At 45.8% G+C, this 24,676-nt stretch carries 26 protein-coding genes and 2 pseudogenes; 24 read left to right on the top strand and 4 right to left on the bottom strand.

Going from position 1 to position 24,676, the window contains the following annotated elements:
* The 22 genes and pseudogenes from JG50_RS19300 to JG50_RS0108785 form a co-directional block, all read left to right on the top strand.
* Window positions 1–225, top strand: a 225-nt coding sequence (locus JG50_RS19300) for an HNH endonuclease signature motif containing protein (protein WP_033100779.1), incomplete at its 5' end; no start/stop codon positions are given.
* Window positions 226–338: 113 nt separating this feature from the next.
* Window positions 339–707 (top strand): phage terminase small subunit P27 family, encoded by a 369-nt coding sequence (locus tag JG50_RS0108880; protein ID WP_033100773.1) that lies wholly within the window; start codon window positions 339–341, stop codon window positions 705–707.
* Window positions 679–2,379 (top strand): terminase large subunit, encoded by a 1,701-nt coding sequence (locus tag JG50_RS0108875; protein ID WP_374057998.1) that lies wholly within the window; start codon window positions 679–681, stop codon window positions 2,377–2,379. The genes JG50_RS0108880 and JG50_RS0108875 overlap by 29 nt, the downstream gene beginning before the upstream one ends.
* Before the next feature lie 14 nt (window positions 2,380–2,393).
* Window positions 2,394–3,608: a phage portal protein gene (locus JG50_RS0108870; protein WP_033100771.1), complete on the top strand. Its 1,215-nt coding sequence runs from the start codon at window positions 2,394–2,396 to the stop codon at window positions 3,606–3,608.
* The gene (locus JG50_RS0108865) at window positions 3,586–4,353 is read left to right on the top strand and encodes a head maturation protease, ClpP-related (protein ID WP_033100770.1); all 768 of its coding nucleotides are present in this window, start codon (window positions 3,586–3,588) and stop codon (window positions 4,351–4,353) included. The genes JG50_RS0108870 and JG50_RS0108865 overlap by 23 nt, the downstream gene beginning before the upstream one ends.
* Window positions 4,350–5,190, top strand: a pseudogene (locus JG50_RS18180) (phage major capsid protein). The gene JG50_RS0108865 and the pseudogene JG50_RS18180 overlap by 4 nt, the downstream one beginning before the upstream one ends.
* Before the next feature lie 17 nt (window positions 5,191–5,207).
* Window positions 5,208–5,384 carry a hypothetical protein gene (locus tag JG50_RS20450; RefSeq protein WP_181735459.1) on the top strand — a complete coding sequence of 59 codons (177 nt, stop codon included), beginning with the start codon at window positions 5,208–5,210 and terminating at the stop codon, window positions 5,382–5,384.
* A 13-nt stretch (window positions 5,385–5,397) separates the two neighbouring features.
* The gene (locus JG50_RS0108855) at window positions 5,398–5,679 is read left to right on the top strand and encodes a head-tail connector protein (protein WP_033100769.1); all 282 of its coding nucleotides are present in this window, start codon (window positions 5,398–5,400) and stop codon (window positions 5,677–5,679) included.
* Window positions 5,680–5,691: 12 nt separating this feature from the next.
* Window positions 5,692–5,892, top strand: coding sequence for a hypothetical protein (locus JG50_RS0108850; RefSeq protein ID WP_033100768.1), 201 nt, complete (start codon window positions 5,692–5,694; stop codon window positions 5,890–5,892).
* Window positions 5,879–6,211, top strand: a complete 333-nt coding sequence (locus JG50_RS0108845) for a phage head closure protein (protein WP_033100767.1) — start codon at window positions 5,879–5,881, stop codon at window positions 6,209–6,211. The genes JG50_RS0108850 and JG50_RS0108845 overlap by 14 nt, the downstream gene beginning before the upstream one ends.
* Before the next feature lies 1 nt (window position 6,212).
* Window positions 6,213–6,587 carry an HK97-gp10 family putative phage morphogenesis protein gene (locus JG50_RS0108840; RefSeq protein WP_033100766.1) on the top strand — a complete coding sequence of 125 codons (375 nt, stop codon included), beginning with the start codon at window positions 6,213–6,215 and terminating at the stop codon, window positions 6,585–6,587.
* Complete coding sequence (gene gp17, locus JG50_RS0108835; protein WP_033100765.1) at window positions 6,584–6,949, top strand: tail completion protein gp17; 366 nt, start codon at window positions 6,584–6,586, stop codon at window positions 6,947–6,949. Before JG50_RS0108840 ends, gp17 begins: the two co-directional genes overlap by 4 nt.
* A 13-nt stretch (window positions 6,950–6,962) precedes the next feature.
* The gene (locus JG50_RS0108830) at window positions 6,963–7,550 is read left to right on the top strand and encodes a major tail protein (RefSeq protein WP_033100764.1); all 588 of its coding nucleotides are present in this window, start codon (window positions 6,963–6,965) and stop codon (window positions 7,548–7,550) included.
* A 50-nt stretch (window positions 7,551–7,600) separates the two neighbouring features.
* The gene (gpG, locus tag JG50_RS0108825) at window positions 7,601–7,978 is read left to right on the top strand and encodes a phage tail assembly chaperone G (RefSeq protein WP_033100763.1); all 378 of its coding nucleotides are present in this window, start codon (window positions 7,601–7,603) and stop codon (window positions 7,976–7,978) included.
* Between the two features lie 173 nt (window positions 7,979–8,151).
* Window positions 8,152–13,626 carry a phage tail tape measure protein gene (locus JG50_RS0108820; protein ID WP_033100762.1) on the top strand — a complete coding sequence of 1,825 codons (5,475 nt, stop codon included), beginning with the start codon at window positions 8,152–8,154 and terminating at the stop codon, window positions 13,624–13,626.
* The gene (locus JG50_RS20445) at window positions 13,626–14,024 is read left to right on the top strand and encodes a hypothetical protein (protein WP_200880749.1); all 399 of its coding nucleotides are present in this window, start codon (window positions 13,626–13,628) and stop codon (window positions 14,022–14,024) included. Before JG50_RS0108820 ends, JG50_RS20445 begins: the two co-directional genes overlap by 1 nt.
* Window positions 13,931–16,369 carry a phage tail spike protein gene (locus JG50_RS0108810; RefSeq protein WP_407701819.1) on the top strand — a complete coding sequence of 813 codons (2,439 nt, stop codon included), beginning with the start codon at window positions 13,931–13,933 and terminating at the stop codon, window positions 16,367–16,369. The genes JG50_RS20445 and JG50_RS0108810 overlap by 94 nt, the downstream gene beginning before the upstream one ends.
* 14 nt (window positions 16,370–16,383) lie before the next feature.
* Window positions 16,384–16,656 (top strand): hypothetical protein, encoded by a 273-nt coding sequence (locus tag JG50_RS0108805; RefSeq protein WP_033100759.1) that lies wholly within the window; start codon window positions 16,384–16,386, stop codon window positions 16,654–16,656.
* Window positions 16,657–16,662: 6 nt separating this feature from the next.
* Window positions 16,663–16,986 carry a hypothetical protein gene (locus JG50_RS0108800; protein WP_033100758.1) on the top strand — a complete coding sequence of 108 codons (324 nt, stop codon included), beginning with the start codon at window positions 16,663–16,665 and terminating at the stop codon, window positions 16,984–16,986.
* A 5-nt stretch (window positions 16,987–16,991) separates the two neighbouring features.
* A complete protein-coding gene (locus JG50_RS0108795; RefSeq protein ID WP_052154137.1) occupies window positions 16,992–17,291 on the top strand; it encodes a hypothetical protein in 300 nt (99 codons plus the stop codon).
* Window positions 17,292–17,338: 47 nt separating this feature from the next.
* Window positions 17,339–18,016: pseudogene (locus JG50_RS0108790) on the top strand (peptidoglycan recognition protein family protein); the annotation flags it as partial.
* A 177-nt stretch (window positions 18,017–18,193) separates the two neighbouring features.
* The gene (locus JG50_RS0108785; protein ID WP_033100757.1) at window positions 18,194–18,946 is read left to right on the top strand and encodes a PIG-L deacetylase family protein; all 753 of its coding nucleotides are present in this window, start codon (window positions 18,194–18,196) and stop codon (window positions 18,944–18,946) included.
* A 10-nt stretch (window positions 18,947–18,956) separates the two neighbouring features.
* Here JG50_RS0108785 and JG50_RS0108780 read toward each other — a convergent pair whose 3' ends face one another.
* The gene (locus JG50_RS0108780) at window positions 18,957–19,454 is read right to left on the bottom strand and encodes a hypothetical protein (RefSeq protein WP_033100756.1); all 498 of its coding nucleotides are present in this window, start codon (window positions 19,452–19,454) and stop codon (window positions 18,957–18,959) included.
* A gap of 259 nt (window positions 19,455–19,713) precedes the next feature.
* The gene (locus JG50_RS0108775; RefSeq protein ID WP_033100755.1) at window positions 19,714–21,066 is read right to left on the bottom strand and encodes a helix-turn-helix domain-containing protein; all 1,353 of its coding nucleotides are present in this window, start codon (window positions 21,064–21,066) and stop codon (window positions 19,714–19,716) included.
* A 248-nt stretch (window positions 21,067–21,314) separates the two neighbouring features.
* Between JG50_RS0108775 and JG50_RS0108770 the strand changes: the two genes are divergently transcribed.
* Complete coding sequence (locus JG50_RS0108770; RefSeq protein ID WP_033100754.1) at window positions 21,315–21,593, top strand: hypothetical protein; 279 nt, start codon at window positions 21,315–21,317, stop codon at window positions 21,591–21,593.
* Window positions 21,594–21,856: 263 nt separating this feature from the next.
* A complete protein-coding gene (locus tag JG50_RS20440; RefSeq protein WP_200880748.1) occupies window positions 21,857–23,512 on the top strand; it encodes a radical SAM protein in 1,656 nt (551 codons plus the stop codon).
* A gap of 39 nt (window positions 23,513–23,551) precedes the next feature.
* Here the strand turns inward: JG50_RS20440 and JG50_RS20025 are convergent, their stop codons facing one another.
* Both JG50_RS20025 and JG50_RS0108750 read right to left on the bottom strand, forming a co-directional pair.
* On the bottom strand, window positions 23,552–24,355 hold the full coding sequence (locus JG50_RS20025) for a DUF4352 domain-containing protein (protein WP_160173832.1): 804 nt from the start codon (window positions 24,353–24,355) through the stop codon (window positions 23,552–23,554).
* Window positions 24,356–24,368: 13 nt separating this feature from the next.
* A partial coding sequence (locus tag JG50_RS0108750) for a TM2 domain-containing protein (RefSeq protein ID WP_052154135.1) occupies window positions 24,369–24,676 on the bottom strand: 308 nt, incomplete at its 5' end.

Below are 24,676 nucleotides of genomic sequence, written 5' to 3'. Positions count from 1 at the left end.
CAGGTGTGCTTAAAGAAGGGACTGCTCACGCCTGCTAATACGGTGCACCACATCGAGCACCTGACCGACAACCCGAGTCGAGCACTAGATGAATCGAACCTCATCAGCATTTGCGCGACATGCCACAACCAATTGCATCCGGAGAAGGGACAGAGGAATCCAAAGAAGCAGAGGAAGCGGAAAGCGCGTGTGATTCGATCGGTGGCCAACGAGGAGAGGGCATAGCCCCCCTACCCAAAATTCTGGGTTTCGGGAGCTCGTAGACCGGCGCGGCCCCTTCGTTTTCAGCGCGGAACGTTTTCCATGAACCCGGAAAAAACAAAAAAGGGGGTGATCGCATGAGTAGCAGATCAAAACCAAAACGCTTAAACACGATTGGGAAAAAAACATGGGTAAGAATATGGGAAACGTTAGAAGCAGAGGGTCGGGCCGAATCAACCGACCCCATTATAGTTGAAACGGTCGCTTATCTTTTCCAGCTTTATGCGGAGTACACAGAGAAGATCAAAGAACTGGGAAGCGTAATGGAGTACACAAACAAGGGCGGTCAGACAAACCTTGTCAAAAATCCATTGGCCATCGAAATCCCAAAAATCATCGAGCAGATCCGCAAGCTGTTGGCCGAGTTAGCTTTAACGCCTGCTAGCCGGAAACGACTGCAAGAGCAGTTGACGGAAAATGCGGGTGATGACTTTGAAAACTTCTGAGTTATTCACCACTGCATACGCCAAGGACGCAGTTGCTGGCCGCATAGTCGTTTCAAAAAAGGTACGTTTGGCTTGCGAGCGTCATTTGCGCGATCTTGAGCGTCAGGGAACCGACGATTTCCCGTTTGTATTTGATAAGGAAAAGGCATTACGGCCAATCGAGTTCATCCAGCGCTTTTGCAAGCCATCGAAAGGGAATTACAAGCGTTTGATTCTCCAGCCCTGGCAACACTTCGTTATTGGTTCGCTTTATGGCTGGGTTCACAAAGACACTGGGCTCCGTCGATTTAAAGAGGGGCTTATTTTTGTTGCCCGAAAAAACGGGAAATCGACGATGGTTTCCGGTTTGGCCAACTACGGATGCTCCAAAGACGGCGAAAAGGGCGCCGATGTCTATTTGCTGGCCAACTCCATGAAACAGGCCCGCGTGGTATTCGATGAGTGCCAGAAGATGGTGAAGTCATCGCCGCTCTTGTCCAAACACTTCCGGGTGTTGCGGGATGCGATTCATTTTGACAAGACGTTTTCCAAGATCGAGCCGCAGGCATCCGACAGCGAAAAACTGGACGGATTGAACTGTCATCTCGGGATCTTCGATGAGATACACGAGTATAAGGATTACAAGCTAATCAACGTCATCAAAAACAGTACCGGCGCGCGCCAGCAGCCGCTAATTCTTTATATCACAACCGCCGGTTATCAACTGGATGGACCGTTGATGGACTACTACGAAAAAGCGGCGGACGTGTTGGAAGGCGTGATTCAGGATGAGCGATCGTTCTACTTCATCGCGGAACTGGACGAGGATGACGACATCGCTAATCCTGAAAACTGGGTAAAAGCCAACCCAAATCTGGGCGTGTCGATCGATCTCGAAACCATGATCGAGGAGTGGAACACCCGAAAACACATCCCAGCAGAACGTAATGACTTTATCACCAAGCGGCTCAATCTGTTCGTTCAGTCAGATGAGCAATCTTTCATTGATTACGAGGTGATCAAGCGAAACGACAGCACGATCGCCCCGGATGATTTGACCGGAATGAGCTGCATCGGCGGCTTTGACTTATCCCAGACCGAAGACTTTACCGCCGTCTGCTTGGAATTCTGGCTGGCTGACGGACGGGTAGCGGTCCTATCTCATTCTTTTGTGCCGCGACGGAAGGTAGAGCTGGATAACGAAAAACTACCATTCTGTGAGTGGCAAGAGGAAGGGCTACTCACGATCTGCCCGGGCGATTACGTCGATTACAAGTATGTTTTCGATTGGTTCGTCGATCAATCCAAGCGGTACGCAATCGAATTGATTACTTACGACCCAGCCAATGCCTTCCGATTGGTCGAAGAGATGAAAGGCTATGGGTTCCAGACTCAAGTAGTCCGGCAAGGGGCCATCACTCTCAGCCCAGCACTCAAGGATGTGAAGGAACTTTTACTTGATGGAAAGGTGATTTTCAACAGAAATAAACTGTTTCGCTGGTATCTCAACAACGTCAAGCTGGTGGAAGACCGAAACGGTAACTGGCTCCCTACGAAACAGAGCCGATACCGAAAAATTGATGGGTTTGCCGCATGGTTGAACGCTCATACAGAAGTAATGAAAAGGATGGTTGCACCTCAAGGCGCTGGAAACATTAGCGTTATATCCATGAACGATCTACTCAAACGATGAAAGGTGGTGATTATTTGCGATGGCTTACCAGACTTAAAGCGGCTATTAATGGCGCCATCACTGGCTGGAAAGGTGAAAATTTCGACTTCACAAACTGGATGGGACGAACGTTTTGGGGGATAGACAATTCAACTCTTGCGACAAACGAAACGATTTTCAGCGTGATCACGCGGTTGTCAAATAGTTTGGCGTCTCTTCCGCTCAAGCTCTATCGAAATTATGATCTGGCATCTAATCAGGCAGCGGACGTACTCATAAACGGACCAAACGCGAACATGACCTCTTTTGAGTTTATCCGGAACTTGGAGACGATACGAAATGAAAAGGGCAATTCATACGCACTCATTGAGCGGGATATTCGCGGGCAAGTAGCAAGACTGACTCCGCTTAATCCGGATTATGTAGACCCTGTTTTCGACACGGATACCGGTGATTTGTGGTATCAGGTTATTGGCAACAATGGCACGTACTATTTCTACAATATGGACGTTCTTCATTTCAAACACATTATCGGGAGCAGCGCAGTGAAGGGGATCAGTCCGATTAAGGTATTGGCCAATACCAATGATTTTGACCGAGCGGTCCGCGAATTCAGTTTGAAGGAGATGCAGAGCGCGCCAAACTCCTTCATCTTGAAATATGCAGCGAACGTGGATATGGAGAAAAGGCAACGGGTAATTGACGATTTCAAGCGATTTTACCAAGATAATGGGGGAATTTTGTTCCAAGAACCGGGCGTGGAGATTGATCCTATCGAACGCAAATTCATTGCTGCCGATATTTTCACATCTGAGAGGATCACGAGGTCGAGGGTGGCCAACGTGTTCAATGTCCCGGCCCATATGCTCAATGACAGCGAGGGGCAAAGCTACTCCAGCATGGAACAACTCATGCGAGAGTTTGTACAACTGACTTTGATGCCCATTGTCAGGCAATATGAACAGGAATTTAACCGAAAATTGCTTGCACCGACTGAAAGGCAAGCCGGTTATTACTTCAAATTTAATGTAAATGCTCTACTGCGAGGTGATACAGCTACACAATCAGATTACTATATGAAAGGAATCCGAACAGGCTGGTTAAAGCCGAATGAAGTGCGCCAGTTGGAAGATTTGCCGCCGGAGCCGGGAGGAGAAAAACTCTATCTCAGCGGCGATTTATACCCGATTGATATGGACCCGAGCCTGAGAAAGGGGGTGAAATCGGGTGAAAACGCAGCAAACAACTAAATTCTGGGAAATCAAACTGTCTGCCGAAGACGCAAAAACGGCGGACATTTTTATTTACGGTGATATCGTCAGCTCTCAATGGTACGAGGAAGACACAACCGCCATGAGTTTCAAAAACGACCTCGATGCCGCAGGCGATGTCTCCATGATCAACCTGTATATCAACAGCCCCGGGGGAAACGTCTTTGAAGGCGTCGCAATCTACAACATGCTCAAGCGCCACAAGGCCAAAATAAACGTTTATGTGGACGCTCTGGCCGCCTCGATCGCATCTGTCATTGCAATGGTTGGCGATACAGTCTCTATGCCCAAAAATTCGATGCTGATGATCCATAATCCGTGGAGTTTTGCCGTTGGAAATGCCGCTGAACTGCGTAAAATCGCGGATGATTTGGATCGAATCGGGCAATCCATCAAGCAAACGTATTTGCAAAAAGCTGGCAGTAAGCTAACAGACGAGAAGCTGCAGGAGATGCTTGACGCAGAAACCTGGCTTTCGGCTGACGAGGCTTATGCATACGGTTTGTGTGACGTTGTGTTGGAAGAAAGCCAAGCAGCCGCATCAATTAGTGATGAGTGGCTCAATCGATACAAAAACGTGCCCAAACAGCTAAAAAACCAAGGCGAAACACCTGAAAAAATGGCTATTTCAGCCCAAGAAATAGAGATTCGCAAGCGAATTTCCGAAGAAGCAAAAGCAAATTCAGTCTATATTGACTCAATTTTAGGAGGATTGATCAGATGAAAACTTTGTATGAAATGAAACAAGATTTGGTGACGATTGGTCAGCAATTGCAAAAAGTCGAAAGCGAACTGGCTGAGAAGGCTATCGACCCAAAGACGACAATGGAAGAGATTCAGGCTCTCCAGAAGTCGAAAGAAGACCTGAAAATGCGTTTTGACATTATAAAACAACAGCATGATGTCCTGGAAGAAGAACAAAGAGCCCGATTCGAGGCGAAAAACAATGTGCAATCCATCGAAGATCCAAAGCAACGCCTCATCAAAGCAAAAGCATAAATTCAAGGTTTTGGCGGGAATCTCTGAGACGGTGTTGAACGGCTCTGACGAGAATCTGGTCTCTTACGTTGAAATGGCCTTGCAATCCGGCGTTGCGGCTAAAGAAAAGAAAGTGGCCTTTGCAACCACTCCGAATACTGGTGAAGAACATATGTCCTTCTACGCAGCCGGCATCACCGAGACCACTGAGGAGAACTTGTATAAGGCAATCAAGTCGGCATTGGCAGACCTCTATGAGGATTACCGCGAGAACGCCACGATTGTCATGCGGTATCAGGATTACTCTGACATGATCGAAACGCTGGCAAACGGTAATGCAACCCTGTACATGGCACAGCCAGAGCAAATCCTGGGGAAACCTGTGGTGTTCTGTGATAGTGCGGTCTATCCGGTTGTCGGCGATTTCTCTTTCTCTCATTTCAACTATGACTTGAACACGCTGTATGAGAACCAAAAGGATATCACCACCGGTATTGAGCAATTTGTTGTCACGGCTTGGTTTGATCATCAAATCAAACTGAAATCCGCATTTCGCATTGCTAAAGTTGCACAGCAAGCTTAATGAAAGAGGTGTAGACAGTGTATCTAAACCAAATTGACCTGACGCCAGGAGGAAAAATCACTGCTGACGGCAAGCAAGCTGATGCTATTGCCGACCATCCCGACCCGGAAACAGCCACTACAACAGAAATTGCAACCAAGCAAAATCAAATTCTCGCAGTTCTTCGCAGTCTCGGGATTATTGCATCATCTTAAGGGGGCATGACAAATGCTTGCCCTGACTTTGGATGAGCTTAAAAATTATCTTCGGATTGATGTGAGTGAGGATGACACCATCCTCACTCTTCTTGTTGATAGCGCTCAGGAATACTTGACTAATGCAGGGGTTCCGGAATCGGACAGTAACCTTTACAAGCTGGCAATCATGATGTACGTTGCAATGCATTACGAAAACCGAGATCCGAGCCAAAAGATTGATGGTTTCAACTTTGCCCTTCAGAGCATCATCTTGCAATTGAAGGATTACAGTGATCCTACTGAAACAACGTAGTGAGGTGAAAAAATGCCTAAATACGCGGTAAAAACGCCTTTCATTGATCGATTCACTCAGGTCTTCTACCGAGAAGGCAGTATTTATGAGACAACCGATGCGGCCAGGGCAGAAGAGCTGCGCAAAGGAGGATTTATTGGCGAAGAAATAGCCTCGCTGAAGTCAAAAGCGAAAACAAACAGTAAGGGAACAGCGAAAAATGAGAATCAGTGACCTTCGACATCGGATTACTATCCAGCAGAAAACTACGGCCCGGGACGCTGAGGGAAACGTCCGGGAGACTTGGAGTGATGTCGCAACCGTATGGGCGGCTTTTGAACCAATGACCTCTCGATGGCGCGAGTTTCTCCAGGCAGCCGCTATCAATGCGGAAAGTTTTGTCCGCTTCCGGGTCCGGTATCGTCCGGATGTGACCCCAGGCATGCGAATCCTTTATGCCGGGCGGCAATTCGATATTGTACAATCAGTCGATCTGAATGGCCGTCATCAGGAAACGGATATTTTTGCGAAGGAAGTGACTGCAGGTGACTGAGATGGAGTTTGTCGGTATGGATGATATTATTCTCAAACTCCGACAGCTTGGTGCCCGGGCGGCTCGAGTCGAAAATGAAGCGCTCCGGGCAGGCGCAAAGGAACTTCAGGAAACCATGAGTCGGAATGCGCCCGGACCATCCGACAAAATGAGGAAACACTTGAAAGAAAATATCCAGATGAGCCGTGTGAAACAAAAAGACGGGGTAAAAGCGATCGAGGTCGGCCCCGGCAAAGAATCCTTTTACGCTCAGTTCCTCGAGTTCGGCACGTCGAAGATGTCTCCTCATCCCTTTGTAGGGCCAAGTATTGATGAATCGGCCCCGCAAGTAACAGAAGCAATGGCCGAAAAGTTGAGGAAAGGGATCAGCCTATGATTAACCTTAAACCACTCGTGGTATCAGCGCTTGAATCGAATCAGGCGCTTATTTCATTGCTTGGCGGGCCCCGGATCTACTTCATGGTGGCTCCGGACGCTGAGGAATTCCCTCGAATCACCTACTATGAGCTAAATAACACGGATGAAGACTATGCCGATGATGACCCGATTTCCAGCACAATTTCATTTCAAATCTCCATCTGGACAAAAGATCCGGCCCAAATTTCACCGATCGCCCTGGAAGTTGATCAATCGATGGGGAATGCCGGGTTTTATCGCACGTTCACTACTGATCTATTTGAGGAGGATACAAGAGTCTTTCACAAACCCATGAGATACAGTGGGAAATTCGATATTTAAGGAGGAATAGACAATGCCAACAGGAGTAAGCACATCTGCATTTATCGGGCTGAAAGATTTATATTTCGCTGTGTTGACCAAAGACGATTCAACTGGCGCTACGTACAACACACCGGAGAAATTAGCCCCGGCAGTAACAGCAAAGATCACGCCAAACGTAGAAACGGCCACAGACTACGGTGACGATGGCCCTGTCGAAACGGCCACGTCTCTCGGTGCAATTGAGGTAGAGTTTGAAATCACCTCTCTTCCTCTCGACAAACAAGCGACTTTGCTTGGTCATACCTATGCCAACGGCATGTTGGTGAAAAATGTGGACGATATCGCCCCCTATGTAGCTCTAGGATACCGTTCACCTAAATCTGATGGATCGGAAATGTATGTTTGGTTGTACAAAGGAAAGTTTCAACCAGTTGAAATGAACCACAATACGAAAGCAGACAAAGTGGAATTCCAACACCCGACAATCAAAGGGAATTTTGTGGTACGAAATTACGATGGAAACTGGAGCATCGCTGGCGATACCTCTGATTCAACTTTCCAACTCAAAGACATTTGGTTCCAACAAGTGATTGAGCCAGACACCCAGCCTGGAACATGATGGGGAGCCGGAATTAACCGGCTTCCTTCTTTCTTTAATGGAGGGATAAGATGCTGAAAATAAAGCTTCGGGTCAATGATGAAACCAAAACTTTTTCGCAGGACTTTATTTCAGGTTATATGTTCCGCAAGGCAATTGATTTAGATGAGAAACGAAATAAATATCTGCAAAAGCTTCTCGACCAAGAAAACGGCGGGAAAGTGACGGCCGAAGAACAACAGGCTCTGTTGGATGAGTTGTATCATTTCATTTCCGAAGTGTTTGGCGGGCAATTCTCGGCTGAGGAATATGAACATGGAACCGATGCTCGACAGATCGTTGACCAATCCTGGTCGATCGTGCACGGGATCATCAGCCAAACGATGGAACCATTTGAGGGATTGGACGATGATACCGAAAAAAAGAAATCAAACCGGCGGAAATCATAGAGGAAATGTACTTGAACCTCATACAAGCCGGATGGAAACTCCATGAAATTGATCAAATGGACATTGTATATTACATGCGGCTTCAAGCATGTGAACTCAAGAAGAAAAAGCCTGAGAAGCAGGTCGTTTACATCGATCAATTAGGGATTTTTTAGAGCAAGGGAGGTGAGAGGATGGCAGAGGAGATACTCGGGAGGATAAAAGGTGAGGTAACGCTTGATAGCAAGGGGTTTGCTCAAGGCGTGGCCCAGGTTGATCGCCAATTGAGGTTGTTAAAAAGCGAATTTGACGCCAGCAGCGCAAAGGTGAAGGCATTTGGGCAATCGCAGGATTTATTGAAAAATCAAGCGCAAATACTTGGAAAACAAATCGATCTTCAAAAACAAAAGGTATCACTATTGGCTCAAGCTCATCAACAGACGAGTGAAAAATTGGGGGCTGAATCCAAACAAGCCCAGCAACTGGCCATCCAAATGAACAAAGCCCAAGCAGCATTGGCCAGACTCGAAGGTTCGCTCAGACAAACAAATCAGCAATTGAACAAGCAATCATCCTTTTTTGGCAACTATAACAAAAGCATGTTCCACATCCGGGATCAAGCGATCGAAACGGGTGCTGCTTTAGGGGTAATGTCGACCGGTTTGGCAGTTGCTTTCGGAAGCGCGGTAACGAAAGCTGCCGATTTTGAGGCGCAACTATCCAGTATTCAAGCTGTGACGGGCGCTTCAGCTCAAGAGATGGAGCAATTTCGCCAACTGGCCATTCAGATGGGGGCGTCAACCAAATTCTCCGCAACGGAGGCAGAGCAAGGGATTGAGGAATTAGCAAAAGCCGGCGTTTCCACCGCTGATATTCTCAATGGGGGTCTCAAGGGTGCTCTTGACCTGGCAGCCGCCGGCGAATTGGACCTTGCGGAAGCTGCTCAGATTGCGTCAACTGCCCTGAACGCCTTCAGAGCGGATCATCTCTCCGTTGCCCAGGCGGCCAACATTCTGGCTGGAGCCGCAAACGCTTCAGCAACCGATGTAAAAGAACTTAATTTTGGACTTTCGCAGGTTGCAGCAGTAGCATCAGGCGTAGGATTGACATTTAAAGACACGGCAACAGCATTGGCGGTATTTGCCCAGAATGGGCTTCGTGGAAGTGATGCCGGAACATCGCTGAAGACAATGCTTTTGAATCTCACCCCATCAACAAAACCAGCTATCACAGAGATGAAAAAGCTTGGAATCATAACCAAAGACGGCAAAAATCAGTTTTTCGATGCCAGCGGAAAGCTAAAATCTTTTGCTGACATTGCAGGCATATTGCAACAACATTTAAGCGGTTTGACCCAACAACAGCGAATCCAAGCACTGCAAACCATGTTCGGAACCGATGCGATCCGGGCAGCTAATATCGCTTTCAAAGAAGGAGCAACCGGTGTCCGGGCAATGTCTGACGCGATGAGCAAAACAACAGCGGCAGAAGTAGCGGCCAAGCGGATGGACAACCTGAAAGGAACGATTGAACAACTCCGTGGAAGCTGGGAGACGTTCCAAATTCAAATTGGATCTGCTTTTCTGCCTGTCCTGAAAGCTGTCGCCAATGACTTAAACGAAGTGGTAGATTGGTTTTCCCAGCTCAGTCCAAGTACAAAGGAAGCGATAGGGATATTTACTGCTGCAACTGCCGGTGTTCTTGCTTTGGGGGCCGCTGTTGCCGGCATTGTGGCCATCGCTAATCCGTTTACAGCGGCCATCGTTGGTATAGGAACTGTTCTCGCGGGACTCATTGCGATCAATCGTAAGGTATCCGAAGATATGAAAACGACAGAGGAAAACGCCATCCGCTTCGGATATGGAGTATCACAGGGGACAATCCAGGCTGCAAAAGGGTATATGGATCTCCGTGACAAGGCAATGGTCAACTTGGCCCAATTGAGAATATCTTCCGGGGCCGAAGCGAAACGGATCGTGGACGAAACAGTCAACATCTTCGCTCAAATGGGAGATAAGATTACAGCGGCCTTGAACCAGGACAAAGTCAATGTACAAAAAGCTGCTGCTGGCCTCTTAGACCAAGTGCCCAAAGCTCTCCAGCCAGCTGTCCAAAACGTCACCGACACTGCCATCAAAGCCATCGATGCCCAGATCCGAAGGGTTCAGGATGCCAATAAAATCATCCGGCAAGGGCTGATACAATACGGTGGCGATGTATCAAAGATGCCCAAACAATTTGCGGCAGCATATCAACAGGCCCTGAAGGACTTGGATCAGACTTCCCGAACCTTTGTGAAGAAAATCGATGACTTAAACAGCTATATGGAAAGCATCAACGCCGACCAAGGGAAAATCACTGCCCAAGGGGCAAAAGAGTGGCTCAAGGAAATTCAAGGAGCCTATGACCAAGCTATTCAATCCGCTCACAAATGGGCCAATGAGCAACGGAAAGTTTGGGAAGAGCAATTTGCAAATGGAAATATAACGAAAGATCAATACGACCAAATCATCCAGATTGTAAATCAAGGGGAACAGGAAAAAATCACAGTCGCCAAACAAGCCCGGGCAAAAGCAATAAAAGAGTTAAGAAATGACTTGTCTGATGAGGCGTATTTGTACGATTACAAAACAGGAGAAATGCTGGATCGATATGAAGGGTATGTCACTGCCAAAGCGGGTCTAATGAAAAGCGATGAAGAACTGATGAAAGAAGGTAAAGAACGATTCCGCGAATACACTGACAGCATTATTCAAGATGCAGCTAACTCAACAAAAGAGGTTAAGAAACGGCAACAAGAACTCATCAAATTGTACGGTAACATGGGCACGGCATCCGTGAACCAACTTGCCGATATGATTAAAAAGGGCGGTAAACAAGCACGAATAGCAACGGAAGCGCTGGCAGTCCAAACTCGGGATGGCTTTAGGATCGATCTGGGTCCCGAAGGTATGGTGACCATCAACTCCTTTATCAAGGGGCTGCAAACCGGAAAATATACAGCCCGGGATGTGGCTATTGCACATATGAGTCAACTCCGGGCAGTATATGGTTCTGGTAACTTCACGCAAGAGGGAATTAAGGCGATTGAGACTTTCACAAATGGACTTCGAGCGAAAAAACCGGAGGAAATCGCCAACCAGCTAGGACTGGATCTCAAATCGAAGATGAAAATTGATCTTGGCCCGTTGGGGAAAGTCAGCGCCCAGACGTTCGCGAAAGGACTTTCTGATGGGACATATACCTTTGATGCTGTATACACCTATTTTCGGAATCAGCTCAACGATAAGATGAAATTCGACCTTTCAGCCGAGGGTAAGCATAACATCGAAACCCTCAAGTTAGGAATGCAGTCAGGAGCAATTGATCTGCAAGAAGCGGCCGCAGTACTGGGGCTCAATATCAAAAGCAAGGTTAAAGTGAATCTCGGGGCCGAAGGCCAATTCACCGTTCAAACCCTTCTGTCCGGGCTTCAATCGGGTAAAATCAACATCCAACAATTTGCCCAGGGGGTTCAAGCTCTACTGAAAAAAGACACAAAGACCAATCTGTACCCAGAGGGGAAAAGTGCTGGAGATTCTCATGCATCAGGGTTAAATGCGAGCAAACCGAATGTGCAAAAAGCCGCTTCTTCACTCAAGTCTACGACTGAGAAAACTCTCGGATCTGCAACCGATGGTGGTGGCGGCAAGAAAGCAGGTAGCGAATTTACAAGCGGGATTTCATCCAACAAAGGTAAAGCCGCAAATGCGGCTTCATCCGTAGCTGGTACAGCAAAAAGTAATCTTCATGTGAGCGGAACCTACTCACTCGGTCTTGCTGTGGCTTCTGGGTTTGCCTCTGGCATCCTTGGTGGTCAATGGGGGGTTATCCGAGCAGCAGCGTCAATTGCTCGTTCAGCTTGGGATGCGATCAGAAAAGAAATGGACATCAACTCCCCATCCCGGCGGACGATGGAACTTGGACGATACACAGCAATCGGATTCGAGGAAGGGATGAAGTCTCGACTTTCCCAAATCCGCCAAGTCAGCAACCTTCTTTCCCAGGCAGCACTTCCTGTAGCAGTCACCGGATCTGGAAGCGCTGGTAGGGCGACCGTTCAATCAGTGAGTTCGAGAGTATCTGCGCCGGTTTCAGTAATCGTCCAGTTTACCCGACCAGTCTTTCTCCAGAATCGGTCAGATATGCAAAGGTTGGGTGAAGAATTGGCCCCATTTATATCGTCAGCAATTAACAAACAGGATACATTAGTCAATCGTGCGAAAGGGGTGATTCAATTCAAAAACCCTCTTCATCCACCCATCTCCTTGGTGACAAATGCGATTGCGGGTCGACCAGGGAGTTTTTATTTTGGTCAGAACATAGCTGAGCGCACAATCGAGATCACCTTGGTCATCTCGGCCGCTACGAAAGCCGATCTGCCTGCCGCCAAACGGGCTCTGGTGGATTGGCTATTTTATGATAAACCGATGCCGCTGATCCTACCAAGTGAGCCAGACAAGTACTACATGGCCAAAGTTTCAGGCGAGACGGATCTCGACCAACTGTTGAACACCGGACGTGGAACGGTCACCTTCATTTGCCCGGACCCGTTCGCTTACAGCACAACCGAAAAAAACTTTAATTTTGTTGCCGGCAGCCCGCTTACCGTCACCAACAACGGCGGGCTTGAAACCTATCCTCAGCTTCATTTTGAGTTCACTGGAAGCACCACAGAATTCCTGATATCAGGTAACGGTGAATACCTTTATTTCGGCCAGCCGACGAACGTCGACACACAGACTCCAACAACGAAAAGAACAAAGGTTTTGGATGATCCTTGTTCCAGTGTAGCTGGTTATACAGCAGGGATCGGGGTTGATGGGGGAGTGGTGGCCGGTTCGCTGGTCTCTGACGGGAGCTCGATCAAAGCAAGTGATTATGGAAGTGGAACGCAATGGCACGGACCGGCAGGAGTGAAATCCCTTGGTCAGCAGATTCAGGACTTCACCGTCCAAGTGGAAGCCGGTTTCAAGTCCGGATACGGTTATCAGGTTGGCCGGCTTGAAGTCTATCTACTGGACGTCAATAACGCGGTCATTGGGAAAATAGCCATCCGGGACAGCGATGCAGGTATCGAAAATCCCTACATGGAGGCTCGGGCGGGGAATCTCTCAACTGGTCATACTTTCGTGAACTACACCGGCCCTGTTGGTCACTGGAAGCAGTTCAATGGCCCGATTCGTATTACTCGGATTGGCCAAAGATGGGAGTTCAGTTGCTCCCGCCGTGACTCCAATGGGAATCTGTATGACACGTTTTCCTATTCTTATATCGACAAGGACAATCAATATAATCAAAAGCTGGCAGGCATTCAGATCCACTTTGGGACATACGGAACCCGGAGTGCTGTTTCCACCAACTATATCGAACAAATTCAAGTGTGGAACGAAAAAACGTTGCTTTCTACTGAAGTTCCCTATGTGTTTGAACCAGGCGACATGCTGGATATTGATTGCGCCGCCGGAACAATCACAAAAACCAGTAACGGGAACCAAGAGGCTTTTTACTATCAAATGGACCCGGGCAGTTCCTTCATTAGCTTGGGAAAAGGGGACAATACTCTTTCTGTTTTTCCAAGTGACATCATCACAAATTCTTACGTGAAGTTTCGGGAGAGGTGGTTGTGATGAACAAAATTCCAAATCTATATGTATTGGATCGATTCGAGAAGGCGATCGGGGTTTTGAATCCATCACTTCCTAACTCTTGCCCATTCTTCGATGATCTACGGACGGAACGCATCGAATACGCCTATCTGACATTTGAGTTTTCCGTACCAGCCGATCATCCCCAGGCACAAAATCTGGTGGTCGGAAACAAAATCGTTTACCCGTTGAAAAATGGTCAATTCAATTTGTTTCGGATCATCAACACCGAAGACGACCACAAGATGTTGAGCTTTCCACCACACAGAACCTGCAATTTGATGATGTGGTCACCTCTTTGGATGCACTACATCAAGTTATGGATCAATTCGGGGCGCAGATTGAGTTTGTGGTTCAATTCTCCGGTCTCCAAGTCGTGAACCGCCTTGTTCATGCCCGACTAAGTCGTGGACGTACTCTCAACAAACCGTTTGTCTATGGTCTGAACCTCAAGGGTGTCAAGCGAACAGAAGGCAATAGCCCGTTAGTGACCGCCTTATATGGAATTGGAACCAAAGACTCAAACGGAAATCTTTTGACCTTTGAAACGTACAATCCGACCCTTTCCTATCCCTATGAAAAGCCCAGCGGGGCCAAATGGGTAGGCGACCAAGATGCGCTTCAACAGTGGTCTGAAGACGGAAAACATATTTTTGGTGTTTTTAAGGATGACAAGGCCACCAACCCGGTGGAACTTTTCAACAATACCCTCGAAGAGCTGAAAAAGCGAACCAAACCGGCTCTTACGTATGAAGTAGATGTTGCGCTTTTACCCGAGGACGATGTTCAGCTGTATGACTACATCATCGTTAAGGACGCTACCTTTCAGCCAGAATTGGTGCTAGAGGCTCAGATCGTCGAAACCAAAACGTCACTCACGGACCCCAGTAAAAATCAGGTGACGTTGGGGGATTACCAGCCGATCCAAATTACAGGAACAGATCGGATCAATGAAATCAAAAAGCAAATAAACGAAACCCTTACCACCGCAAAAGTTGCAGCGGGAACTGGTTTACATGTAGTAGCGAATGCACCTAAACCTGAAGAGAATGGATACTACTCATCAGATCCGGGATATATAGACATTGAAGTCACTGAAAATATCCATTTAGGCGATGTTTCAGTGTTTACCTTCAATGACAACACCACAGGAACCATCAAGGTTCAGGATGCCAACGGAAATGATCTAAAAACAATCCCTGTTTCTTTTCCAACAGAAGGTGAGAATAAGGTATCTGTTGACTACCTGCTGAGAAAGGATGTCGGAAACTACAGGTTATATGGGGAGTTTGACAAAGAGGTTTTCTATACAGCTTCTCCTGTCAATTACCCCATTGAATCTGGAAGCTTCAAAGTGACAGGGAGTCTCACTGATGGATGGGACATTTTCTACAACATCTATATCGGCGGGCCGGGGATCAAAGGGGCTTATGGTCAGGACTTAGTCTTAGACCAGCTAAATTCATTTGTCCAATATGCAAATGGTGAGGCTCAAATCATTGCAGATAGCAATCAAATTGCTTTGGGGACCGTGATTGCAGGAAAAGTTATTGCTCCAAATGTGGTTACGCTTGGGACAAATGATAACATCACCTATTATGTTAACCCTCAGACTGGCTCAGATGAAAATGATGGGTTAACATCTGCTACCGCCTTTGCATCGGTCGATAAAGTATTGAGTATTACAGACAGAGCCTTTGATGGTGACATAACTATCAACATTCTCAATGATGTCTTCATCATTGGGTATCAGGGAAGTGGTAGTTTCAACTTCCAGTTTAATAACAACGTTATGACCGGAACATTTAAAGTTCAGTCTTGCAGTGTTAGAGTGAATGTTTATAATGCCATAATCAATCGAAAAGACGGTGAAACTACAGCAGTTGCACAGGTATACACCAGCAATTATGTCTACTTTAGCAACTGCACTTTTGTAGGGGTGAGAAATACCGGAAATCCCAGTCTGGCCACGTCTGCCACAGTTGCAGTATACGACAACAGCTTTTGCTATTTCTATCAGTGCCAAATGTATGGAGCGAACAGGGAAAATATTAGGGCCAGTTATGGTGGAAGAGCGATGGTGCATGACTGTACAGGCGGAAATTCTTCTTATGGGGTATTTGCGGAATATGCGGGGTTTGTAGGTGTCAGAGGAACGGTACCAAATGCCTCCTCTCCTCAAAACTCACAGTATGGCGGCCAGGTAGTAGGGGTTACCAGTGGTAACAATGGGACTACTCCTTCAAACCCGACAACCACTTACACCTCTTCCTGGAACTCAACAGAAGGGAATACCTGGTCGATGAAATACAATCTGTGGCGGAATACCGGAGAGGTTAAGCAGGGGCAATGGTCGACCTATGGAAATAACATCGGTTGCTGGTTCTTTAACAATGGCCCATCCTCAACAGTGACAGGGAAGACCATTAAAAGAATGCAGTTTTACTGCAAAAGGAAGGACACGGGTGGATATGGTTCCACTAAAGTGACTATTCGCTACCATAACTATACCGGCAGACCAAGCGGGCAACCCTCTGTGTCCAGTGAATATGTGTATGCCACCTTTAATCGAGGTGATGCCCTGTGGATCGACTTGCCCAGTTCATTCTTCGCTGCATTTCAAAATGGGACTGCAAAAGGCATAGCCCTCTACACCGCTTCCGGGGATGATGCTTACTATGCTATTTTCGATGATTCAGCCATTTTAAAAATCACTTACCAGTAAGGGAGTGTTGATACATGGCTACTACACCAATGAATATCATCAACTATTTGCCACCCGAAAATAACAATGTGATCGATGTTTTCCAGAACTGCACAGACATCAAGTGGTATGAGTCAGAATGCACGGTCGAATTTACGGGTGAATCTTCAGGCTGTTCCTTTTCTTATGGTGGGGAACCGCATTTTGTTGTAGTTGATCCAAGCTATGCGCCTGAAATGTATCAACCAATTCCCGATGAGTATTTCACGATTGATCAAAAAAACAATTACAAGGTAGTGGAGGAGTGAAACCGATTGGAAAAGGAAAACGTAGCGGTCGTGATCACCCCAAAGGAGATGTACGAGCTGATCCAAGAGGTGACACGATCCTTGCAAAGAATCGAGGCCCGCCTGGATGTACTGGAAACCCGAATCCAATCGGCAAATAATGCCGACGAGCGAAGCAGACAGGCAATAAATCTGGCGGAGGATGCTCAACAAAGGGCAAATGACGCATATGAAAAAGCGAAAGAAGTGGAAACCCGTCAACTTTGGCTATGGGGGATCATCATATCAGAAGTGATTGCAGGCGCGATTGGAGCGCTTTTTTATTTTGTACAAAAAGGAATCGGAGGATGATATCTATGTTTGACATTCAAATCTTTGGTGTATCTGCTGTCGGGGCAATTGTGGCTGTTTGTGCTTTGCTCAAAGAAGTAGGATTCCCGCAAAAATACGCGCCGTTGGTGGCCGTGGTACTCGGGGTACTTACTGGAGTCTTTTTAGTTGACCCGGCTAATCTGCAACAGGGGTTAGTTACCGGGTTATCGCTCGGCTTATCTGCTATCGGGGTGCATTCGGGTGTGAAGAACGTGAAGGAGGGCCTTTTGGCTCTGAAAAAACAACCTGAACAGCAGGCACAACCTCAGCAACCTCAACAATGATTAAGAGGGCTTTTGCCCTCTTTTACTTCATAGAAAGGAGTATCAACATGGAGATCAAGCAATTGTTGATTCCAACGAGCAATACCAAGACTCGCCCGGGCATTAAAATGACGCCAAAGTATATCACCGTTCATGAAACCGACAATACAGCGCCCGGGGCTGATGCTGCCGCTCATGCCAAATTGCAGTACAACGGGAACGATCGGACCGCGTCTTGGCATTATACGGTGGATGACCATGAGATTTGGCAAAGCATCCCTGATAACGAGGTCGCTTGGCATGCCGGCGATGGACGGGGTGCCGGAAATATGGAATCCTTGGCGATTGAGATTTGCGTGAACAGCGATGGGGATTTTGAAAAAGCGAAAGCGAATGCGATCTGGCTCATTCATTATCTTATGGACAAGCACGGGATTCCGATCGACCGAGTGGTGCCGCACCAGCACTGGAGCGGAAAGAATTGCCCGCGACACATTTTGACTTATTGGAACACCTTCATCAATCAAATCAAATCGGGAGGAGGTGAAAGCATGCCAAAAATCACATACCGGAACGACAATGAACTCCCTATATCGCTTGGTTCTAAAGGGGAATTGGTGAAACAGGTTCAGCAACGTCTGGAAATCGAGGCCGATGGATATTATGGCCCGAAAACGAAGGCGGCAGTGGAGGCGTACCAGAAACAATATGGATTGAAAGTTGATGGGATCGTCGGACAGGAAACGTGGCATTCTCTTTTCCGACCGACGTATCGCGTAGAAGCGGATGGAAAGGTGGTGATCGATACCGTTTATTCTGACAAAATTGCGGAATCAGTCAAAAGAGCTGTAGACAGCGAAGCCAAAGAAATCAAAATTTACCCTCGGTCTTAAGGCCGGGGGATTTTTTTAGGAGGAATCAATATGGCAAGACCAGTTGTTTTTTATTCACCCCATGCAGATGACGAGACACTCAACATGGGAATCACCATAGCCGAGCATGTCGCAGCCGGCAGACCGACTCATGTCGTCCTCATGACACACGGCCGGCAGTCGGGAGCGCTAGACGTAATCAACGGAACAAAAACAGGTTCCTACTGGGTTCTTCCTCATAACCCTTCTTTTGAAGGTTATGCACCGCTAACCGTTGACCAATTCGCGGCAGCAAGACAAGAGGAATTTTATAACGCCCTTCGCCAGCTCGGAGTGCCAGAGGAGAATCAATATATCGAATATCTCGATGATCCGAACAGCGATGGCGGGGAAAATTTGACTTATGCCGAAGCTCGTTCCGTAATCGAAAAATATATAGCGATGTTCCCCGATGCGGACCACTATACCCTCAGCTACCATGATATTCATCCCGATCATGCAGCTTGCGGACAAGCTCTGATGGACTTGTACAGTGCCGGGTTGATCACCAATTACGTTCGCTTTGTCATTTCGATGGCCACCCGGAACGACTATGAAAGCAAAGGTCAACCAATTCCCGGTGGCGGTTGGAAGGATACGCCGACTGACGACACCATTAAACAGCGTGTTATTAATGCCTGTCGTTGTTATTCCGCGTGGTCCCCAAGGAACGGTGCCTATGCCATCGGGTATCACTCAGTAGCTGATCAGTTCAATAAATTCTTAGCGAATCCATTCCACTATCTCCACTTGCCAGGGCAATGAAAAATCCCCCTCACTGCGAGGGGGATTTCAATATCTCAGATAATACAGATTCCGCCCGTGTAATAGACTCCATTGCTTGCTCTACCTTTGCGTTGCCGCTCTCTGAATCGCTGTTAGTAAAATCAGATTGTGCTTCCGACAACAAATATTTAGCCGTCTGTAGATTGGTGACGAGGTTTTGGTGCTTTTCTTTCAATGGGTCAGGCACGTCCATAGTCTCAATATTCGTAAGACCCGAATCAAGCGCATAATACATTTTAGCGGCCATCATCAGATCGTTTGTTTCATTCACGACTGTAGTATCCAAATTAGTTTTGAGGTCCATCATCTGAGTTTGAAGATCACCTTTGTATTGTCTGACAGCATCAGCGGATTCGGCCTGCGGCGATGCGGTTTGTTCCGCTTGTTTGGTTTCCTTTTTCACCGGTGCCCGCTGTTTTGGCGCAGCATCACTTGAACAGCCAACCAGAAGGAGAGCCCCGATCAGGGCCGCTACTAATGCTCTCACAAATACATCTTCCTCTCGAAAATAAAATTATTCATGTTATATTTATCTGTTCAAAAAGAAAAAACCTCCCTTATGAGGAGGTTTTACATACCCAAAAATCAGGGTACTCATAAATCAAAATAAAACCTGTAAACCCAACAAAGAAGCCGGTTTACAGGTTTCTTCCAATTGGATATAATTTAAATGGTTGCTTACTGATAAATAGAAAGATTAACAACGATCTGTGTCATCATCATCTCCAAAGTAAAAGAAGCTGTTGTTATTCAAGCTCATAAATTTCGTCCTCCTCGCTTTGGATTTTTAGATCGCGTTGAAGTGCGTAGTGTTTTTTCAGATACTTAATGGTTGCCTCTTCTTTTTTCATAATATCTAAACAGTGTATTAAATTCAATAAAGCTGTATGTTGCCTGTGCTTATAACTATATTTTTCAGTCAGTTCGGCAGCTTCTTCATAAAAGGAAGCTGCTTTTTCATATTTCCTTTGACTAAGAAAATAATTGCCATAGACAATCAACGCTTTTGTGAGTCTATATATATCATGGATATTTCGTCCCAGTTCAATCGCTTTTGCCAAATGGTAATCTGCCAGTTCCAATTGCTTTTGACTGGTATATAGAAGTCCGAGGTAAGTATGTGCATCAACTAGGCGCCGGGTGTATTTTTGTTTAGGATCTGATTCCAATACAATCATAAAATGCTGTTCCGCTTTTTCGTATTTTTTTTCAAGTAAATAAATGCTTCCCAATACATTTAAAAGGTCAAGGTGACGATTCTGATTTCGGTTTCGGCGGGCAATCTCAATTCCTTCTTTGCAAATTTGGGTCGCTGTATCGTAATCTCTTTTCTGGCGTAAAATAATCGATTTAAACTTGTACAGATTTAGGATGACTCGAATACTATCAATTTCCGGAATCATTGGCCATACTTCATTTAATATTTGTGAAGCCATATCTGTTTCGGAGCGCTTCAGCAAACATAGGATTTTATTATTGTAAAGAGCGTATTTAATATCCTTTTTCTCTTTGTTTTCGTTAAATTCATTTAACCCTTTATCCGCATATTCTAACGCTTTATTAATGTTATTTTGGTTGTAACACAGAATACTTAATTCATTGTAACAGATGGCCACTATATTATCCCTTGGCTCCAGTTTTTGTTGTTTGCAGAGGCGGATGGCTGAATGATAATTCTCTTCAGCCTTATCCACTTCTTTTCGTTCGTAAAAACAACGTCCCTTCAAAAAATGAACAAAAGGAGTTAGAGGGTGGAATTTTTCGATATCTATTTGAGTAAGTAATTTATCCGCTTCATCATGATTTTTATCGTCAATCATAGCCTCAATAGATTCAAGTCTAGAGGCTAAGTTATCGATTTTTTCAGCTTCGATATTTACCAATGTAGTTAACTCATCGATATTTTTTAAATCCAGCATACCAAGATAATAAAGGATAGTTTCCCGACTTACTTCTTCTATCCTGCCACGTTCGATATTACTAATGGTTGCAGGTGATAGGCCGGAAATATCTTCTTGTCTTAAGTTCTTTTCCTTCCTTCTTTTCCTTAGAATGTAACGGACAATACTTTCATCAAGATCATGAAACAATCGAAACACTTCTTTCCTCCGAGTATTGTTGTAATTAATTATATATCAAATAAGCGAAATCGTCTGACTATAATATTTTAGTTTTTTCTCCTGAAGTCATGAGAGAGGAAGAGGTAAAATCGCTATTATTTCGCTCTAATGGGTAGTTAAGAAGATCTTATTTTAGCTAAAAAACATGAAATGGCAAAATATTGAAAAATTTCAATCGACAATCTTATAATTTAGTTAAATTCACCTGAGATTGGAGGTCGCCAAGTTTGATTAAGCTTCAAATTGAAGGGAGTAACAAAAAAATTTCTCAATTGTTGCTTGAATTAGAACAACGTCCAAGTATTGAGGTAATTGATCTTCAAAATAGAGAAGATGTAAACGAGGTAACACTTCAATTGATTCATTCTCCTGAGAAGAGGCAGAAAATTGTAAAACTGATGACCAAGGATGGTCAGGAATTGCACATTCCACTACTCGACACCATCCAAGCTCGGTTTGAAAACATTCACTTCATTTCGGGTTTTTCGATTGATATTTTCAGTTAGTCACCGGTGATCCACATGATTAAATTTTGGTTTGATTTTACTGAAAAGAAATTAATCATCATCGACATTGACCGCCAAAAAAGAAAAGTCATTAAAAACGAGAAGAAAATAAATTGTTTCCTCCATGCTCATCAGGTCAAATTGGAAGAATTAAAAGGTCCAAAGGTTGACCTGGATCGACTTCGGTTATTTCGCTAGTTATTAGGATTATTGAAAATCGAGAAGGAAATTGAGGTGTCAATATAGAAAGGGAGGTAGTTGTCTTGCCTATCACGTTTCCCATCTCCGAGCTTCCTGTGTATGTAGATAAAAATCGTAGCTTACGGGTAAAAATTATCGATTCTTGTGGGATGACCTGTGTGTTTTGCCACAACGAAGGAACCCCAGTGGTCGCTGACAATCTGAAGCGAATCCGAGGGGATTGGATCGACGCAGGACCATCCGGGCGCAAATCCATCTATGCGAAGACCAACGGCGTCCGGTTTCTACCTGGAACCGTGGAACCGAATGAAGAATTTGCGAATGTATTGAAGATGCTGCGCAAATCTTTGCAAGTGAATGAGCTTCATCTAACAGGAGGGGAGCCGACATTACATCCAGAACTACCCGAAATCATTCGACTGGCCAGATCGGTTGGCTACCAGGTGTGTATGACATCCAATGGAGAAAATGGTGCTCGTGTCTTGTTGGATTGTGCCGTTGCCGGTCTTGACCGGGTCAATTTTTCGATTTTCGGAACCACCGCAGAAGAACTGGCCCAAGTCCAGCATGAAAAATATCGAAACCCCGTGCTCGCCGAACGGAAAATCTCGGCCCTCAAGGACTCCATTCAAATGGCAATTCGAAGTGGAGTCAAGGTCAGCGCCAATATTGTTGTTCCCGATTATCGTCACGCCCCACGCGTCTACAGGCTTTTGGATGAGTATTCCCCATCCCTTTCCGTTCGTCTGCTCAACTCACTGGATGATGGACAACCTTCCATTGATGCCATTCACCAAATTCTCAATGATCTAAATGCGGTCCCCATTGCGAAATATGTGACCGCCGGGGTATCGGGGTGCCGTACAGCGTACCGGTTACCGTCTGGACGAATCCTTTATTTCAAAGAAATCCGACCAGTTCGACTCCCTACAACATGCTCCAATTGCCGATTTAACAATGATACCGACTGTCAAGAAGGTTATTATGGCGTCAGACTTTATCGTGATCGATCTGGCGGATATCAGGTCGGTGTGTGTATTCAGAGGATGGATTTGTGTATGCCAGTTGAAAACTTTGTTAAGAGTAGTGTTCGCGATGAGATTATTGCTTTACGGGAAAAAGAGTACCATCAATTTTTGGCTCAGAAATGGAGGAGTGTAATTATGGCAACTGAATACGAAGGAAAAATTCTCGAAATCAATCCATCTGAAATGGAAGACAAAATTCTCAGCCGAGGTGGAGAAAAAGTCGGGGAAGCATTAATGAGAAGATATGTTTACGACATTACGCCTGGAAACAAAAGCAAATGGATTAGGCTCAGGGATACAGGAAAAGAAATCACACTCACCATCAAGGAAATCCATCACGACGGGATTGATGGAACCGAAGAAACAGAAATTTCTGTTGACAGTTTTGAAACGGCAAACAAAATGCTGGAAAAGCTCGGGTATAAAGCGAAAGGATATCAAGAAAATCGTCGGACTAGTTTCATTTTGGATGGGGCGCGTTTGGAGATCGATGAATGGCCGATGATTCCACCCTATTTGGAAATTGAAGCTAATTCCCGAGAAGAAGTCATTAAGATTGCTTCCTTGCTCGGATTCGATGATGCTCAGTTGACAGGGGAAAACACTATCAAAATTTATGCGAAGTATGGGATCGACCTGAATGAAATTAAAGACCTCCGATTTACCGAGAATGACGTAAAAATGATATAACGTTTTTCATCAGCAAAGGCCCCGATGTCGGGGCCTTTTTTATTTAGCTAAGGAAATAGCGGCTGCTGATCCTGTATCAGCCCAACCGAATCCGCTTTGGGCGTGAAAGGTGTAGTTCTTTACATCGCCGCGAATGTCGTAAACCAAAGTAATCTGTTTTGTTCCAGTCGGGGGAACCTCATTTAAAAAGCTGCTTTCGTCGTTTCCATCCACTACATATAAAATCGCGTCTGTGTCCGGTTCAAAAGATCGGTTTTGTGCATCTTTCAGCACCATCATACTGGAATCAATGACCCTTGACTCTTTGTCATTATTCCTTACTGATACTTTCAGGATAGCGAAATTACCGGCGCTTGGCTTCTTCGATCCCATTATGTTTTTGAGTTCGGATTTCTCCTCAACGGAATCAACCCGATATTCCAGCTTCCCGGCTTTGACCCACTGACCAATTTTCGCTACTTTGGGCTGTTCTGGCTTCTTAGCTGGGGCAGGTGATGACACCGCCGGTTTGTCGGCTACTGGTTGATTGTTAGACGTATCTCCTCCTCCGAAAGCGAGGCCGAAAATGACGAAGAGGACAAAAACACCTAATCCCCACCAAGCCCATTTTCTCTGAACACTTTTGAAGTGATCGACACTTTTCCAAGACTTCGCCTTCCAAGCCCATTCACTTCCCTTAGCGCCTAATATGATATTCATGATAATGCCGAATATTGGGATAAGTGCGAGCAAACCAATCCAGACTCTGTTGCCGATCGCCCATATCGGCCCGAGAAAAAAGGCACCCCAGTTCCATTTTTTCACTTCGGATACATCAGAATGGTTTGTAACGTTCTGATCCATGTCCAAATCCTCCTTATTTGTTTCCAATAGTCATAATGGCTTCATGTTCGATCTGTGCGTTTATGTCTTCGATGCGGTAGTAGAGCAGACAGCCATCTATAACAGTCCAAATCCCAAAAAGGCCAAGAGTTAGCAGCATCAAAATGCCTTGAATAACATCTCCAACATAAAAGCGATGAGCGCCGAAGTTGCCCAAGAAAAACCAGAGCAGATAAGCTGTAGATTTCTTTTTCCCTTTTCGCTCCAACTCAGAGTTAACAAACAATAGCTGTTCTGTGTTTAAATCTTTTCGCAATCGTGAATTTTGCATCGACAAATCGC

The sequence above is a fragment of the Thermoactinomyces daqus genome, from assembly GCF_000763315.1.
Taxonomy (GTDB): Bacteria; Bacillota; Bacilli; order Thermoactinomycetales; family Thermoactinomycetaceae; genus Thermoactinomyces_A; species Thermoactinomyces_A daqus.
This window is presented reverse-complemented; position numbering and strand designations above follow the sequence as displayed.

Excerpts from the sequence above, each read along its gene's own strand:
- JG50_RS0108875 (WP_374057998.1), top strand. The coding sequence starts at position 679 with ATGCGGGTGATGACTTTGAAAACTTCTGAGTTATTCACCACTGCATAC.
- JG50_RS0108845 (WP_033100767.1), top strand. The coding sequence starts at position 5,879 with ATGAGAATCAGTGACCTTCGACATCGGATTACTATCCAGCAGAAAACT.
- JG50_RS0108795 (WP_052154137.1), top strand. The coding sequence starts at position 16,992 with ATGTTTGACATTCAAATCTTTGGTGTATCTGCTGTCGGGGCAATTGTG.
- JG50_RS0108880 (WP_033100773.1), top strand. The coding sequence starts at position 339 with ATGAGTAGCAGATCAAAACCAAAACGCTTAAACACGATTGGGAAAAAA.
- JG50_RS0108785 (WP_033100757.1), top strand. The coding sequence starts at position 18,194 with ATGGCAAGACCAGTTGTTTTTTATTCACCCCATGCAGATGACGAGACA.
- JG50_RS20025 (WP_160173832.1), bottom strand. The coding sequence starts at position 24,355 with ATGGATCAGAACGTTACAAACCATTCTGATGTATCCGAAGTGAAAAAA.
- gp17 (WP_033100765.1), top strand. The coding sequence starts at position 6,584 with ATGATTAACCTTAAACCACTCGTGGTATCAGCGCTTGAATCGAATCAG.
- JG50_RS0108830 (WP_033100764.1), top strand. The coding sequence starts at position 6,963 with ATGCCAACAGGAGTAAGCACATCTGCATTTATCGGGCTGAAAGATTTA.
- JG50_RS0108850 (WP_033100768.1), top strand. The coding sequence starts at position 5,692 with ATGCCTAAATACGCGGTAAAAACGCCTTTCATTGATCGATTCACTCAG.
- JG50_RS0108855 (WP_033100769.1), top strand. The coding sequence starts at position 5,398 with ATGCTTGCCCTGACTTTGGATGAGCTTAAAAATTATCTTCGGATTGAT.
- JG50_RS0108840 (WP_033100766.1), top strand. The coding sequence starts at position 6,213 with ATGGAGTTTGTCGGTATGGATGATATTATTCTCAAACTCCGACAGCTT.
- JG50_RS20445 (WP_200880749.1), top strand. The coding sequence starts at position 13,626 with ATGAACAAAATTCCAAATCTATATGTATTGGATCGATTCGAGAAGGCG.
- JG50_RS0108805 (WP_033100759.1), top strand. The coding sequence starts at position 16,384 with ATGGCTACTACACCAATGAATATCATCAACTATTTGCCACCCGAAAAT.
- JG50_RS0108820 (WP_033100762.1), top strand. The coding sequence starts at position 8,152 with ATGGCAGAGGAGATACTCGGGAGGATAAAAGGTGAGGTAACGCTTGAT.
- gpG (WP_033100763.1), top strand. The coding sequence starts at position 7,601 with ATGCTGAAAATAAAGCTTCGGGTCAATGATGAAACCAAAACTTTTTCG.